The sequence below is a fragment of the Escherichia sp. WS2035 genome (assembly GCF_046487065.1).
Classification (GTDB): Bacteria; Pseudomonadota; Gammaproteobacteria; order Enterobacterales; family Enterobacteriaceae; genus Escherichia; species Escherichia coli.
In genome coordinates, this window is record NZ_JBJQKD010000018.1 from 1 (window position 1) to 14,992 (window position 14,992).

The following is a 14,992-nucleotide window of genomic DNA, read 5'->3' on the forward strand; positions in this document are numbered from 1 at the left end:
GTCATAAAACCGGTGGTTGTAAAAGAATTCGGTGGAGCGGTAGTTCAGTCGGTTAGAATACCTGCCTGTCACGCAGGGGGTCGCGGGTTCGAGTCCCGTCCGTTCCGCCACCCTAATTAGGGGCGTAGTTCAATTGGTAGAGCACCGGTCTCCAAAACCGGGTGTTGGGAGTTCGAGTCTCTCCGCCCCTGCCAGAAATCATCCTTAGCGAAAGCTAAGGATTTTTTTTATCTGAAATAACCCTCTCCGAAGTAAATCCTTCTACCGGCATCCTTGCCAGCCATTCAGATTAATACACTTCATCCAGCACGTTAATTTTCAATAGATCGCGAATCAACGCATTTTTATCGCTATTTTGTAGCCATATGGCATAAAGCGGCCGTGAAAGTGTTGTGCTATCGACAACGGTATGCAGGCCGCCTTTTTTACGTGCCCAACTGACGGGTAGCCAGGTGCAACCATTAAGCATCGCAATCTGTTGCTGTGCCAGTTCAGCAGAACTGGTTGTCAGAATGGGAACTTCGTCAGCACCGATCAAACCTGCCTCATGCTGTTGAAAGTCTGGCCCCCACTCTAGTCGCAGATAGTTAAGATCTCCCTTTAGTTTAGAAGGGGCACTGGTATAAAGCGCTAAAGTGAAATACCCCAGCAACTGACTACAAAATTCGTCCATTTTGGGGGCTTCAGTTGTAATAAGAAGATCAAGCTGGCGTTCATGCAACTGTTTTACCAGAGACTGCCGTTGGGCAATTCGCGCTTCGAACTGTAAGCCTGTATGGACATCCTGATTTTGATACAAGCGTCCCAGCCACTGATTAAGCATACACTCCCACAGCGAGGCGCTGGCACCGATAGAAAACTCATTATGTCGTGAGGTATGCGCCACCTCCTTGCGGGCGGCCTGCCAGGTGCTCATGAGCGTTTCTGCATAAGGCAGAAGCTTTTCTCCGGCAGCGGTTAAACGGATATTGTTTCTGTGGCGGGTGAAAAGATTCACACCCAGTTGATTTTCCAGTTGTCTGATTCGAAAGCTCACGGCTGATTGGGTCAGATAGAGCGATTCAGCCGCTCGACCAAAGTGACGCGTTCGGCTAACTTCCAGGAAAGTTTTTAACAATTCCGTATCCACAGTGCTCTCCGCAAAATTATTTGTCGTTATGATTTAAATGTTTTGTTTTACACTCTGTCAAGCGTAACTAATACTCCGCGCCATAACTAGCTCGGTCAAAGAATTAGGAGCGTGCAGGATGGCGGAAAGCTTTACGACGACTAATCGATATTTCGACAATAAACATTATCCACGTGGATTCTCTCGTCATGGTGACTTCACCATCAAAGAGGCACAACTGCTTGAGCGTCATGGTTATGCCTTCAATGAGTTGGATCTTGGCAAACGCGAGCCGGTTACCGAGGAAGAGAAACTCTTCGTAGCAGTATGCCGTGGCGAACGTGAACCAGTGACAGAAGCAGAACGCGTGTGGTCCAAGTATATGACGCGTATCAAGCGTCCAAAACGTTTTCACACCCTTTCCGGCGGTAAACCGCAGGTTGAAGGTGCTGAAGACTACACCGATTCTGACGATTAATAAAAAGGGCGAAATGCCCTTTTTTTATGTCAGTAGTTTTTGCAGATGGATGAGCAAACGGTCAATCGCACGATAGCTAACTGCCTCCTGCAAATGCTGACGTGTGATAATGTCAGACTGATCAATATCAGCAATGGTTCGTGCAACTTTCAATAACCGCTGCCAGGCACGAATCGATAACCCCAGATGGATCAGCGTTTCTTCCAGCCACTGCGCATCTTCGCTCTCAAGCTTGCAGAATTGGCGTATTTTCGGATTATCCAGCCAGGCGTTCAGTTTATTCTGCCGCTTAAATTGGCGCTCTCTGGCGGCCATTACACGTTGTTTAACGGTGGTGCTGTTTTCTCCCGGCACTACCGTTTTACTCAAAATGCCGGGAGGCGGTAATGGGATCTCCAGTGAGAGATCGAAGCGGTCGAGAAAGGGCCCCGAGAGCCGGTTGAGATAACGTAATGTCTGTTCTGGTGTGCAGCGGTTATGGTTTCCCTGATAATGTCCGGTAGGGCTGGGATTCATCGCCGCGACAAGCTGGAAACGGGCTGGATAGGTTATTTTTGCTCGTGTGCGTGAAAGATGGATCTGCCCGGATTCAATCGGCTCTCGCAAGGCATCCAGTGTACGCCGTTCAAATTCAGGTAGCTCATCAAGAAAAAGCACGCCGTTATGCGCCAGCGAAATTTCACCTGGCCCTGGAATTGCACCACCGCCCACCATCGCAGTTAACGACGCACTGTGATGAGGTGAGCGGAACGGGCGTTGCCGCCATTGTTTTTGTACTGATTCAGCATTTACCAGACTTAATATCGCAGCGCTCTCCAGTGCCTCTTCATTGCTTAAATCTGGCAAAAGGCCATTAATACGGCTGGCGAGCATTGTTTTACCTGTTCCCGGCGGTCCAATCAGTAAAAGGTTGTGCCCGCCAGCGGCGGTAATTTCCAGTCCTCGCTTTCCTTGCTCCTGACCGACAACATCACTGAGATCATGTTGTAGCGCCCGGGATACTGCATTAGTTGGTTTCGGGTGTTCGAGAGCGTGCTTACCTTCCAGAAACGCGCAGACAGCCTGCAGATGATCGGCTATCAGGCATCCTTCACCGTTAATTAGCCCCACTTCATCTTCGTTATCTTTCGCGACGATAATTTTTCTGCCCGACTTAATAGCTTCAGTTGCACTGGAGATTGCGCCGGGAACGCCACGCAGAGCGCCTGTAAGCGCCAGTTCTCCGACTAATTCATATTCATCTAACTTATTGGCTGTAAGCTGTTCTGAGGCCGCCAGCAACGCAATAGCGATAGGCAAATCATATCGTCCCCCTTCTTTTGGCAGATCGGCTGGAGCAAGGTTGATGGTGATTTTTTTCGCCGGATATTCATATCCGCTATTGATAATGGCGCTGCGCACGCGATCGCGAGCTTCTTTTACCGTTGTTTCTGGTAAGCCCACCATCGTTAAGCCTGGTAGACCTTTACTGATATGTACCTCAACAGTGATTGGGGGCGCATTTACTCCCAGGGCTGCGCGGGTATGAACAATTGACAGTGACATAAGCCCTCCTTGAGTCACCATTATGTGCATAAGATATCGCTGCTGTAGCCCGCAAATTCGTGAATTTTAGTGGCTGATTCCTGTTTATTTGTGCAAGTGAAGTTGAGTTGTTCTGGCGGTGGAATGATGCTCGCAAAAATGCAGCGGGCAAAGGATGAACTACGAGGAAGGGAACAACATTCATACTGAAATTGAATTTTTTTCACTCACTATTTTCTTTTTAAAAAACAACAATTTCTCTTGAGATTATTAAAGACATCATAAAAATCGGCCAAAAAATATCTTGTGCTATTCGCAAAATCTATGGTAACTCTTTAGGCATTCCTTCGAACAAGATGCAAGAAAAGACAAAATGACAGCCCTTCTACGAGTGATTAGCCTGGTCGTGATTAGCGTGGTGGTGATTATTATCCCACCGTGCGGGGCTGCACTTGGACGAGGAAAGGCTTAGAGATCAAGCCTTAACGAACTAAGACCCCCGCACCGAAAGGTCCGGGGGTTTTTTTTGACCTTAAAAACATAACTGAGGAGCAGACAATGAATAACAGCACAAAATTCTGTTTCTCAAGATTCAGGACGGGGAACTAACTATGAATGGTGCACAGTGGGTGGTACATGCGTTGCGGGCACAGGGTGTAAACACCGTTTTCGGTTATCCGGGTGGCGCAATTATGCCGGTTTACGATGCATTGTATGACGGTGGCGTGGAACACTTGCTGTGCCGACACGAGCAAGGTGCAGCAATGGCGGCTATCGGTTATGCCCGTGCTACCGGCAAAACTGGCGTTTGCATCGCCACGTCTGGCCCAGGTGCAACCAACCTGATAACCGGGCTTGCGGACGCGCTGTTAGATTCCATCCCCGTTGTTGCTATCACCGGTCAGGTATCCGCACCGTTTATCGGCACTGACGCATTTCAGGAGGTGGATATTCTGGGGTTGTCGTTAGCCTGCACCAAGCACAGTTTCCTGGTGCAATCACTGGAAGAGTTACCGCGTATCATGGCCGAAGCGTTTGACGTCGCCAGCTCTGGTCGTCCTGGTCCGGTTTTGGTCGATATTCCAAAAGATATCCAGTTAGCCAGCGGCGATCTGGAACCGTGGTTCACCACTGTTGAAAACGAAGTGACTTTCCCACATGCCGAAGTCGAGCAAGCGCGTCAGATGCTGGCAAAAGCGCAAAAACCGATGCTGTACGTTGGCGGTGGCGTGGGCATGGCGCAGGCAGTTTCGGCTTTGCGTGAATTTCTCGCTGCCACAAAAATGCCTGCCACCTGTACGTTGAAAGGGCTGGGCGCAGTAGAAGCAGATTATCCGTACTATCTGGGCATGCTGGGGATGCACGGCACCAAAGCGGCGAACTTCGCAGTGCAGGAGTGCGATCTACTGATAGCCGTGGGCGCACGTTTTGATGACCGGGTGACCGGCAAACTGAACACCTTCGCACCACACGCCAGCGTTATCCATATGGATATCGATCCGGCAGAAATGAACAAGCTGCGTCAGGCACATGTGGCATTACAGGGTGATTTAAATGCTCTGTTACCAGCATTACAGCAGCCGTTAAATATCGATGACTGGCAGCAACACTGCGCGCAACTGCGTGATGAACATGCCTGGCGTTACGACCATCCTGGTGACGCTATCTACGCGCCGTTGTTGTTAAAACAACTGTCGGATCGTAAACCTGCGGATTGCATCGTGACCACAGATGTGGGGCAGCACCAGATGTGGGCTGCCCAGCACATCGTCCACACTCGCCCGGAAAACTTCATCACCTCCAGCGGCTTAGGCACCATGGGTTTCGGTTTACCGGCGGCGGTTGGCGCACAAGTCGCGCGACCGAACGATACTGTCGTCTGTATCTCCGGTGACGGCTCTTTTATGATGAATGTGCAAGAGCTGGGCACCGTAAAACGCAAGCAGTTACCGTTGAAAATCGTCTTACTCGATAACCAACGGTTAGGGATGGTTCGACAATGGCAGCAACTGTTTTTCCAGGAACGATACAGCGAAACCACCCTTACCGATAACCCCGATTTCCTCATGTTAGCCAGCGCCTTCGGCATCCCTGGCCAACACATCACCCATAAAGACCAGGTTGAAGCGGCACTCGACACCATGCTGAACAGTGATGGGCCATACCTGCTTCATGTCTCAATCGACGAACTTGAGAACGTCTGGCCGCTGGTGCCGCCTGGTGCCAGTAATTCTGAAATGTTGGAGAAATTATCATGATGCAACATCAGGTCAATGTATCGGCTCGCTTCAATCCGGAAACCTTAGAACGTGTTTTACGCGTGGTGCGTCATCGTGGTTTCCACGTCTGCTCAATGAATATGGCTGCCGCCAGCGATGCACAAAATATAAATATCGAATTGACCGTTGCCAGCCCACGGTCGGTCGACTTACTGTTTAGTCAGTTAAATAAACTGGTGGACGTCGCACACGTTGCTATCTGCCAGAGCACAACCACATCACAACAAATCCGCGCCTGAGCGCAAAAGGAATATAAAAATGACCACGAAGAAAGCTGATTACATTTGGTTCAATGGGGAGATGGTTCGCTGGGAAGACGCGAAGGTGCATGTGATGTCGCACGCGCTGCACTATGGCACCTCGGTTTTTGAAGGCATCCGTTGCTACGACTCGCACAAAGGACCGGTTGTATTCCGCCATCGTGAGCATATGCAGCGTCTGCATGACTCCGCCAAAATCTATCGTTTCCCGGTTTCGCAGAGCATTGATGAGCTGATGGAAGCTTGTCGCGACGTGATCCGCAAAAACAATCTCACCAGCGCCTATATCCGTCCGCTGATTTTCGTCGGTGATGTTGGCATGGGCGTAAACCCGCCAGCGGGATACTCAACCGATGTGATTATCGCCGCTTTCCCGTGGGGGGCGTATCTGGGCGCAGAAGCGCTGGAGCAGGGGATCGATGCGATGGTTTCCTCCTGGAACCGTGCTGCACCAAACACCATCCCAACCGCAGCGAAAGCTGGTGGTAACTACCTCTCTTCCCTGTTGGTGGGTAGCGAAGCGCGCCGCCACGGTTATCAGGAAGGTATCGCGTTGGATGTGAATGGTTATATCTCTGAAGGCGCAGGCGAAAACCTGTTTGAAGTGAAAGACGGTGTGCTGTTTACTCCACCGTTCACCTCCTCCGCGCTGCCGGGTATTACCCGTGATGCCATCATCAAACTGGCGAAAGAGCTGGGAATTGAAGTGCGTGAGCAGGTGCTGTCGCGCGAATCCCTGTACCTGGCGGATGAAGTCTTTATGTCCGGTACGGCGGCAGAAATCACGCCAGTGCGCAGTGTAGATGGTATTCAGGTTGGTGAAGGCCGTTGCGGCCCGGTTACCAAACGCATTCAGCAAGCCTTCTTCGGCCTCTTCACTGGCGAGACCGAAGATAAATGGGGCTGGTTAGATCAAGTTAATCAATAAATACAAAAAATGGGACGGCACGCACCGTCCCATTTACGAGACAGACACTGGGAGTAAATAAAGTATGCCTAAGTACCGTTCCGCCACCACCACTCATGGTCGTAATATGGCGGGTGCTCGTGCGCTGTGGCGCGCCACCGGAATGACCGACGCCGATTTCGGTAAGCCGATTATCGCGGTTGTGAACTCGTTCACCCAATTTGTACCGGGTCACGTTCATCTGCGCGATCTCGGTAAACTGGTCGCCGAACAAATTGAAGCGGCGGGCGGCGTTGCCAAAGAGTTCAACACCATTGCGGTGGATGATGGGATCGCTATGGGCCACGGGGGCATGCTTTATTCACTGCCATCTCGCGAACTGATCGCTGATTCCGTTGAATATATGGTCAACGCCCACTGCGCCGACGCCATGGTCTGCATCTCTAACTGCGACAAAATCACCCCGGGGATGCTGATGGCTTCCCTGCGCCTGAATATTCCGGTGATCTTTGTTTCCGGCGGCCCGATGGAGGCCGGGAAAACCAAACTGTCCGATCAGATCATTAAGCTCGATCTGGTTGATGCGATGATCCAGGGCGCAGACCCGAAAGTTTCTGACTCCCAGAGCGATCAGGTTGAACGATCCGCCTGCCCAACCTGCGGTTCCTGCTCCGGGATGTTTACTGCTAACTCAATGAACTGCCTGACCGAAGCGCTGGGCCTGTCGCAGCCGGGCAACGGCTCGCTGCTGGCAACCCACGCTGATCGCAAGCAACTGTTCCTCAATGCTGGTAAACGCATTGTTGAATTGACCAAACGTTACTACGAACAGGATGATGAAAGCGCACTGCCGCGTAACATCGCCAGTAAGGCGGCGTTTGAAAACGCCATGACGCTGGATATCGCGATGGGCGGCTCTACCAACACCGTTCTTCACCTGCTGGCGGCGGCGCAGGAAGCGGAAATCGACTTCACCATGAGTGATATCGATAAGCTCTCCCGCAAAGTACCGCAGCTGTGTAAAGTCGCGCCGAGCACCCAAAAATACCATATGGAAGATGTTCACCGTGCTGGTGGTGTTATCGGTATTCTCGGCGAGCTGGATCGTGCGGGGTTACTGAACCGTGATGTGAAAAATGTACTTGGCCTGACGTTGCCGCAAACGCTGGAACAATACGACATCATTGTGACCCAGGATGATGCGGTAAAAAATATGTTCCGCGCTGGCCCGGCGGGCATTCGTACTACACAGGCATTCTCGCAGGATTGCCGCTGGGATACGCTGGACGACGATCGCTCCAATGGCTGTATCCGCTCGCTGGAACACGCTTACAGCAAAGACGGCGGCCTGGCGGTACTCTACGGTAATTTCGCAGAAAACGGCTGCATCGTTAAAACCGCAGGCGTCGATGACAGCATCCTCAAATTCACTGGCCCGGCGAAAGTCTACGAAAGCCAGGACGACGCGGTAGAAGCGATTCTCGGCGGTAAAGTTGTCGCCGGAGATGTGGTAGTAATTCGCTATGAAGGCCCGAAAGGCGGTCCGGGGATGCAGGAAATGCTCTACCCAACCAGTTTCCTGAAATCAATGGGTCTCGGTAAAGCCTGTGCGCTGATCACCGACGGTCGTTTCTCTGGCGGCACCTCTGGTCTTTCCATCGGCCACGTCTCACCGGAAGCGGCAAGTGGCGGCAGCATTGGCCTGATTGAAGATGGTGACTTGATCGCTATCGACATTCCGAACCGTGGCATTCAGTTACAGGTAAGCGATGCCGAACTGGCGGCGCGTCGTGAAGCGCAGGAAGCTCGTGGCAACAAAGCCTGGACACCGAAAAATCGTGAACGTCAGGTTTCCTTTGCGCTGCGTGCCTACGCCAGCCTGGCAACCAGCGCCGACAAAGGCGCGGTGCGTGATAAATCGAAACTGGGGGGTTAATGATGGCAGACTCACAACCTCTCTCCGGCGCCCCGGAAGGCGCCGAATATTTAAGAGCGGTGCTGCGCGCGCCGGTCTACGAAGCGGCGCAGGTCACGCCGCTACAAAAAATGGAAAAACTCTCGTCGCGTCTCGATAACGTGATTCTGGTGAAACGCGAAGACCGTCAGCCAGTTCATAGCTTTAAGCTGCGCGGCGCATACGCCATGATGGCGGGCCTGACGGAAGAACAGAAAGCGCACGGCGTGATCACCGCTTCTGCGGGTAACCACGCGCAGGGCGTCGCGTTTTCTTCCGCACGGTTAGGCGTGAAGGCACTGATCGTCATGCCAACCGCCACCGCCGATATCAAAGTCGACGCGGTGCGCGGCTTCGGCGGCGAAGTGCTTCTTCACGGCGCGAACTTTGATGAAGCAAAAGCGAAAGCGATCGAACTGTCACAGCAGCAGGGCTTCACCTGGGTGCCGCCGTTCGACCATCCGATGGTGATCGCCGGGCAAGGCACGCTGGCGCTGGAACTGCTCCAGCAGGACGCCCATCTCGACCGCGTATTTGTGCCAGTCGGCGGCGGCGGTCTGGCGGCGGGCGTGGCGGTACTGATCAAACAACTGATGCCGCAAATCAAAGTGATTGCCGTGGAAGCGGAAGACTCCGCCTGCCTGAAAGCGGCGCTGGATGCAGGTCATCCGGTTGATCTGCCACGCGTGGGGCTGTTTGCCGAAGGTGTTGCGGTGAAACGCATCGGCGACGAAACCTTCCGTTTATGCCAGGAGTATCTCGACGACATCATCACCGTCGATAGCGATGCCATATGTGCGGCGATGAAAGACCTGTTCGAAGATGTGCGCGCGGTAGCGGAACCCTCTGGCGCGCTGGCACTGGCGGGAATGAAAAAATATATCGCCCAGCACAACATTCGCGGTGAGCGGCTGGCGCATATTCTTTCTGGTGCTAACGTGAACTTTCACGGCCTGCGCTACGTCTCGGAACGTTGCGAACTGGGCGAACAGCGTGAAGCGTTGCTGGCGGTAACCATCCCGGAAGAGAAGGGCAGCTTCCTGAAGTTCTGCCAGCTGCTTGGCGGGCGCTCGGTCACCGAGTTCAACTACCGTTTTGCCGATGCCAAAAACGCCTGCATCTTTGTCGGTGTGCGCCTGAGCCGTGGCCTCGAAGAGCGCAAAGAAATTTTGCAGATGCTCAACGATGGCGGCTACAGCGTAGTGGATCTCTCCGACGACGAAATGGCGAAGCTGCATGTGCGCTATATGGTCGGCGGGCGTCCGTCGCATCCGTTGCAGGAACGCCTCTACAGCTTCGAATTCCCGGAATCGCCGGGCGCGCTGTTGCGCTTCCTCAACACGCTGGGTACGCACTGGAACATTTCTTTGTTCCACTATCGCAGCCATGGCACCGACTACGGGCGCGTACTGGCGGCGTTCGAACTTGGCGACCATGAACCGGATTTCGAAACCCGGTTGAATGAGTTGGGTTACGATTGCCACGACGAAACCAATAACCCGGCGTTCAGGTTCTTTTTGGCGGGTTAATGGTTCGGCAAAATCTTCCAGAATGCCTCAATCAGCGGCTCATGTAGCCGCTTTTTCTGCACACACACGCCCAGTTCAAACGGCGTTTTCTCATCACTGCGCTCTAAAATCATCACGCGGTTACGCACCGGTTCCGGGCTGTTTTCCAGCACCACTTCCGGCAACAAGGCTACGCCACAGCCGAGCGCCACCATCGACACCATCGCTTCATGCCCGCCGACCGTGGCGTAAATCATCGGGTTGCTGATTTTGTTGCGTCGAAACCACAACTCAATGCGCCGGCGTACTGGTCCCTGATCGGCCATGATAAACGGCACTGTAGACCAGTCCGGCTTATCTGCCGAAACTTGGTTACGCACCGGGCAGGGTAGCGCGGGGGCAATCAGCACTACTGCCAGATTCTCCAGCATCGAAAACGCCACTGCGCCGGGCAGAGTCTCCGGTTTCCCGGCAATCGCCAGATCCGCTTCGCCAGTGACGACCTTTTCCATCGCATCTGCCGCATCACCAGTCGTGAGTTTAATCTCCACCGACGGGTGTTCCGCGCGGAAGCGATCGAGAATCGGCGGCAGATGGCTGTAGGCAGCGGTCACCGAGCAGAAGATATGTAATTCGCCAGAGAGCGACGGTCCTTGCTGATCGATGGTGTGGCGCAGCTGTTGATACTGCAACAGCGTTTGCTGGGCGAAAACGCGCAGTTCTTCGCCTGCTTCGGTTAGCGTTACCGTGCGGTTATCGCGCACAAACAGCGGCTGACCGAGATCGTCTTCCAGGCGCTGAATCTGCCGAGAGAGCGTGGACGGGCTAACGTGCATTGCCCGCGCGCTGCGGCCAAAATGGCGGCTTTCCGCCAGATGCAGGAAGGTTTTCAGATCGCGTAAATCCAATGGCGCAGCCCTTAATGTTGACGTTGCAGAAATTGCAATGTGACGTTGTGAATATATCAATTTCCGCAATAAATTTCCTGTCATATAGTGAATTCAATCTCGCAAACGCGAACCGAACAATAAGAAGCACAACATCACGAGGAATCACCATGGCTAACTACTTCAATACACTGAATCTGCGCCAGCAGCTGGCACAGCTGGGCAAATGTCGCTTTATGGGGCGCGATGAATTCGCCGATGGCGCGAGCTATCTTCAGGGTAAAAAAGTAGTCATCGTCGGCTGTGGTGCACAGGGTCTGAACCAGGGCCTGAACATGCGTGATTCTGGTCTCGATATCTCCTACGCTCTGCGTAAAGAAGCGATTGCCGAGAAGCGCGCATCCTGGCGTAAAGCAACCGAAAACGGCTTCAAAGTTGGCACTTACGAAGAACTGATCCCGCAGGCGGATCTGGTGGTTAACCTGACGCCAGACAAGCAGCACTCTGACGTAGTGCGTTCCGTTCAGCCGCTGATGAAAGACGGCGCGGCGCTGGGCTACTCTCATGGTTTCAATATCGTAGAAGTGGGTGAGCAGATCCGTAAAGACATCACCGTCGTAATGGTTGCGCCGAAATGCCCTGGCACCGAAGTACGTGAAGAGTACAAACGTGGATTCGGCGTACCGACGCTGATTGCCGTTCACCCGGAAAACGATCCGAAAGGCGAAGGCATGGCGATCGCTAAAGCCTGGGCGGCTGCAACCGGCGGTCACCGTGCGGGCGTTCTGGAATCCTCTTTCGTTGCGGAAGTGAAATCTGACCTGATGGGCGAGCAAACCATCCTGTGCGGTATGTTGCAGGCTGGCTCTCTGCTGTGCTTCGACAAGCTGGTGGAAGAAGGCACCGATCCGGCATACGCAGAAAAACTGATTCAGTTCGGTTGGGAAACCATCACCGAAGCGCTGAAACAGGGCGGCATCACCCTGATGATGGACCGTCTTTCTAACCCGGCGAAACTGCGTGCTTACGCGCTCTCTGAGCAACTGAAAGAGATCATGGCGCCGCTGTTCCAGAAACATATGGACGACATCATCTCCGGCGAATTCTCCTCCGGCATGATGGCTGACTGGGCCAACGACGATAAGAAACTGCTGACCTGGCGTGAAGAGACTGGCAAAACCGCATTCGAAACCGCGCCGCAGTATGAAGGCAAAATCGGCGAACAGGAGTACTTCGATAAAGGCGTACTGATGATCGCGATGGTAAAAGCAGGCGTTGAACTGGCGTTTGAAACCATGGTTGATTCTGGCATCATCGAAGAATCTGCTTACTATGAATCACTGCACGAACTGCCGCTGATTGCCAACACCATCGCCCGTAAGCGTCTGTACGAAATGAACGTGGTTATCTCCGATACTGCCGAGTACGGTAACTATCTGTTCTCTTACGCTTGTGTGCCACTGCTGAAACCGTTTATGGCAGAGCTGCAACCGGGCGACCTGGGTAAAGCTATTCCGGAAGGTGCGGTAGATAACGCGCAGCTGCGTGATGTAAATGAAGCGATTCGCAGCCATGCGATTGAGCAGGTAGGTAAGAAACTGCGCGGCTATATGACAGATATGAAACGCATTGCTGTTGCGGGTTAATAGCGATTCAGAGTTCAAGGCCTTCTCCCGGAGAAGGCCTTGCTGTTAATTACGGTATAGCACCTTAATGATGTGGTAACCGAACTGGGTATGCAGCGGTCCGGTTGGTTCCAGCACCGGGCAAGAAAACACCACTTTATCGAACGCCGGAACCATCTGACCCTGGCGGAATTCACCTAAATCACCGCCGCGTTTGCCTGACGGGCAAATGGAGTGTTTCTTCGCCAGCTTGCCGAAATCGGCACCATTCTTGATCTGCTCGAGAAGATCCAGAGCCAGTTTCTCTTCTTTTACAAGGATATGCAGTGCTGCTGCTGTTTTTGCCATGATCGTGCCTTGAGTGGTAAGGATGAGGCTGGCTATACTACCACGCTGTTATTTTCCCCTCCCGACTTTCATTGAGCGATTTTCCTATGCGTCTAAACCCCGGCCAACAACAAGCTGTCGAATTCGTTACCGGCCCCTGCCTGGTGCTGGCGGGCGCGGGTTCCGGTAAAACTCGTGTTATCACCAATAAAATCGCCCATCTGATCCGCGGTTGCGGTTATCAGGCGCGACATATCGCGGCTGTGACCTTTACCAATAAGGCGGCACGCGAGATGAAAGAGCGTGTCGGGCAGACGCTGGGGCGCAAAGAGGCGCGTGGGCTGATGATTTCCACCTTCCACACGCTGGGGCTGGATATCATCAAACGCGAGTATGCGGCGCTGGGGATGAAGGCTAACTTTTCGCTGTTTGACGATACCGATCAGCTTGCTTTGCTTAAAGAGTTGACCGAGGGGCTGATTGAAGATGACAAAGTTCTCCTGCAACAGCTAATTTCGACCATCTCCAACTGGAAGAACGATCTCAAAACACCGGCGCAGGCGGCGGCAGAGGCAAAGGGCGAGCGGGACCGTATTTTTGCCCATTGTTATGGGCTGTATGATGCACACCTGAAAGCCTGTAACGTTCTCGACTTCGATGATCTGATTTTATTGCCGACGTTGCTGCTGCAACGCAATGAAGAAGTCCGCGAGCGCTGGCAGAACAAAATTCGCTACCTGCTGGTGGATGAGTATCAGGACACCAACACCAGCCAGTATGAACTGGTGAAACTGCTGGTGGGCAGCCGCGCGCGCTTTACCGTGGTGGGTGACGATGACCAGTCGATCTACTCCTGGCGCGGCGCACGTCCGCAGAATCTGGTGCTGCTGAGCCAGGATTTTCCGGCGCTGAAGGTGATTAAGCTTGAGCAGAACTACCGCTCTTCCGGACGTATTTTGAAAGCGGCGAACATCCTGATCGCCAATAACCCGCACGTCTTTGAAAAGCGTCTGTTCTCCGAACTGGGTTACGGCACAGAGCTAAAAGTTTTAAGCGCGAATAACGAGGAACATGAAGCCGAGCGCGTCACCGGCGAGCTGATCGCCCATCACTTCGTCAATAAAACGCAGTACAAAGATTACGCCATTCTTTATCGCGGCAACCATCAGTCGCGGGTATTTGAAAAATTCCTGATGCAAAACCGCATCCCGTACAAAATATCTGGCGGTACGTCGTTTTTCTCTCGTCCTGAAATCAAGGACTTGCTGGCTTATCTGCGCGTGCTGACTAACCCGGACGATGACAGCGCATTTCTGCGTATCGTTAACACGCCGAAGCGAGAGATTGGCCCGGCGACGCTGAAAAAGCTAGGTGAATGGGCGATGACGCGCAATAAAAGCATGTTTACCGCCAGCTTTGATATGGGCCTGAGTCAGACGCTTAGCGGACGTGGTTATGAAGCATTGACCCGCTTCACTCACTGGCTGGCAGAAATCCAGCGTCTGGCGGAGCGGGAGCCGATTGCCGCGGTGCGCGATCTGATCCACGGCATGGATTATGAATCCTGGCTGTACGAAACATCGCCCAGCCCGAAAGCTGCCGAAATGCGCATGAAGAACGTCAACCAACTGTTTAGCTGGATGACGGAGATGCTGGAAGGCAGCGAACTGGATGAGCCGATGACGCTCACCCAGGTGGTGACGCGCTTTACTCTGCGCGACATGATGGAGCGCGGCGAGAGCGAGGAAGAACTGGATCAGGTGCAACTGATGACTCTGCACGCGTCGAAAGGGCTGGAGTTTCCCTATGTCTACATGGTTGGTATGGAAGAAGGGTTTTTGCCCCACCAGAGCAGCATCGATGAAGACAATATTGATGAGGAGCGGCGGCTGGCCTATGTCGGCATTACCCGCGCCCAGAAGGAATTGACCTTTACGCTGTGTAAAGAACGCCGTCAGTACGGCGAACTGGTGCGCCCGGAGCCGAGCCGCTTCCTGCTGGAGCTGCCGCAGGATGATTTGATTTGGGAACAGGAGCGCAAAGTGGTCAGCGCCGAAGAACGGATGCAGAAAGGGCAAAGCCATCTGGCGAATCTGAAAGCGATGATGGCGGCAAAACGAGGGAAATAATCAAGG

The 14,992-nt window shown here is 53.2% G+C and carries 14 protein-coding genes and 2 tRNA genes; 12 read left to right on the plus strand and 4 right to left on the minus strand.

All coding sequences use genetic code 11. The annotated features are described in order from the left end of the window. Positions 1-33: 33 nt before the first annotated feature. A tRNA-Asp gene (locus ACJHX4_RS22535) sits at positions 34-110 on the plus strand. Between the two features lie 8 nt (positions 111-118). Then, a tRNA-Trp gene (locus ACJHX4_RS22540) sits at positions 119-194 on the plus strand. A 95-nt stretch (positions 195-289) separates the two neighbouring features. Here ACJHX4_RS22540 and hdfR read toward each other — a convergent pair. After that, the gene (gene hdfR / locus ACJHX4_RS22545) at positions 290-1,129 is read right to left on the minus strand and encodes an HTH-type transcriptional regulator HdfR (protein ID WP_000379257.1); all 840 of its coding nucleotides are present in this window, start codon (positions 1,127-1,129) and stop codon (positions 290-292) included. Positions 1,130-1,247: 118 nt separating this feature from the next. Here hdfR and maoP point away from each other — a divergent pair, with 118 nt between their 5' ends. Further along, positions 1,248-1,586 (plus strand): macrodomain Ori organization protein MaoP, encoded by a 339-nt coding sequence (gene maoP, locus ACJHX4_RS22550; protein WP_000841001.1) that lies wholly within the window; start codon positions 1,248-1,250, stop codon positions 1,584-1,586. A gap of 24 nt (positions 1,587-1,610) precedes the next feature. On the opposite strand, the gene ACJHX4_RS22555 is transcribed toward maoP, so the two are convergent. Next, complete coding sequence (locus tag ACJHX4_RS22555) at positions 1,611-3,131, minus strand: YifB family Mg chelatase-like AAA ATPase (protein ID WP_001532061.1); 1,521 nt, start codon at positions 3,129-3,131, stop codon at positions 1,611-1,613. A 352-nt stretch (positions 3,132-3,483) separates the two neighbouring features. Here ACJHX4_RS22555 and ilvL point away from each other — a divergent pair, with 352 nt between their 5' ends. The 7 genes from ilvL (at position 3,484) to ilvA (ending at position 10,039) form a co-directional block, all read left to right on the plus strand. Next, complete coding sequence (gene ilvL, locus ACJHX4_RS22560; protein ID WP_001311244.1) at positions 3,484-3,582, plus strand: ilv operon leader peptide; 99 nt, start codon at positions 3,484-3,486, stop codon at positions 3,580-3,582. Positions 3,583-3,668: 86 nt separating this feature from the next. Continuing rightward, positions 3,669-3,719 carry a peptide IlvX gene (ilvX, locus tag ACJHX4_RS22565; protein ID WP_001387183.1) on the plus strand — a complete coding sequence of 17 codons (51 nt, stop codon included), beginning with the start codon at positions 3,669-3,671 and terminating at the stop codon, positions 3,717-3,719. A gap of 2 nt (positions 3,720-3,721) precedes the next feature. After that, on the plus strand, positions 3,722-5,368 hold the full coding sequence (ilvG, locus tag ACJHX4_RS22570) for an acetolactate synthase 2 catalytic subunit (protein ID WP_001012588.1): 1,647 nt from the start codon (positions 3,722-3,724) through the stop codon (positions 5,366-5,368). Beyond that, the gene (gene ilvM / locus ACJHX4_RS22575; RefSeq protein WP_000983255.1) at positions 5,365-5,628 is read left to right on the plus strand and encodes an acetolactate synthase 2 small subunit; all 264 of its coding nucleotides are present in this window, start codon (positions 5,365-5,367) and stop codon (positions 5,626-5,628) included. Before ilvG ends, ilvM begins: the two co-directional genes overlap by 4 nt. Before the next feature lie 19 nt (positions 5,629-5,647). Further along, positions 5,648-6,577: a branched-chain-amino-acid transaminase gene (gene ilvE / locus ACJHX4_RS22580; RefSeq protein WP_000208520.1), complete on the plus strand. Its 930-nt coding sequence runs from the start codon at positions 5,648-5,650 to the stop codon at positions 6,575-6,577. 64 nt (positions 6,578-6,641) lie between these two features. Next, a complete protein-coding gene (gene ilvD, locus ACJHX4_RS22585) occupies positions 6,642-8,492 on the plus strand; it encodes a dihydroxy-acid dehydratase (RefSeq protein ID WP_001127372.1) in 1,851 nt (616 codons plus the stop codon). Positions 8,493-8,494: 2 nt separating this feature from the next. Further along, the gene (ilvA, locus tag ACJHX4_RS22590; RefSeq protein ID WP_000785599.1) at positions 8,495-10,039 is read left to right on the plus strand and encodes a threonine ammonia-lyase, biosynthetic; all 1,545 of its coding nucleotides are present in this window, start codon (positions 8,495-8,497) and stop codon (positions 10,037-10,039) included. Here ilvA and ilvY read toward each other — a convergent pair. Next, on the minus strand, positions 10,036-10,926 hold the full coding sequence (gene ilvY / locus ACJHX4_RS22595; protein WP_000365762.1) for an HTH-type transcriptional activator IlvY: 891 nt from the start codon (positions 10,924-10,926) through the stop codon (positions 10,036-10,038). The two genes, ilvA and ilvY, sit on opposite strands and share 4 nt — an antisense overlap. A gap of 149 nt (positions 10,927-11,075) precedes the next feature. On the opposite strand from ilvY, the gene ilvC reads away from it, so the two are divergent. Beyond that, the gene (gene ilvC / locus ACJHX4_RS22600; RefSeq protein WP_001296589.1) at positions 11,076-12,551 is read left to right on the plus strand and encodes a ketol-acid reductoisomerase; all 1,476 of its coding nucleotides are present in this window, start codon (positions 11,076-11,078) and stop codon (positions 12,549-12,551) included. A 45-nt stretch (positions 12,552-12,596) separates the two neighbouring features. Here the strand turns inward: ilvC and ppiC are convergent, their stop codons facing one another. Further along, positions 12,597-12,878: a peptidylprolyl isomerase PpiC gene (ppiC, locus tag ACJHX4_RS22605; protein ID WP_001140251.1), complete on the minus strand. Its 282-nt coding sequence runs from the start codon at positions 12,876-12,878 to the stop codon at positions 12,597-12,599. Between the two features lie 86 nt (positions 12,879-12,964). On the opposite strand from ppiC, the gene rep reads away from it, so the two are divergent. Continuing rightward, positions 12,965-14,986: a DNA helicase Rep gene (rep, locus tag ACJHX4_RS22610; RefSeq protein ID WP_001238869.1), complete on the plus strand. Its 2,022-nt coding sequence runs from the start codon at positions 12,965-12,967 to the stop codon at positions 14,984-14,986. Positions 14,987-14,992 lie beyond the last annotated feature (6 nt).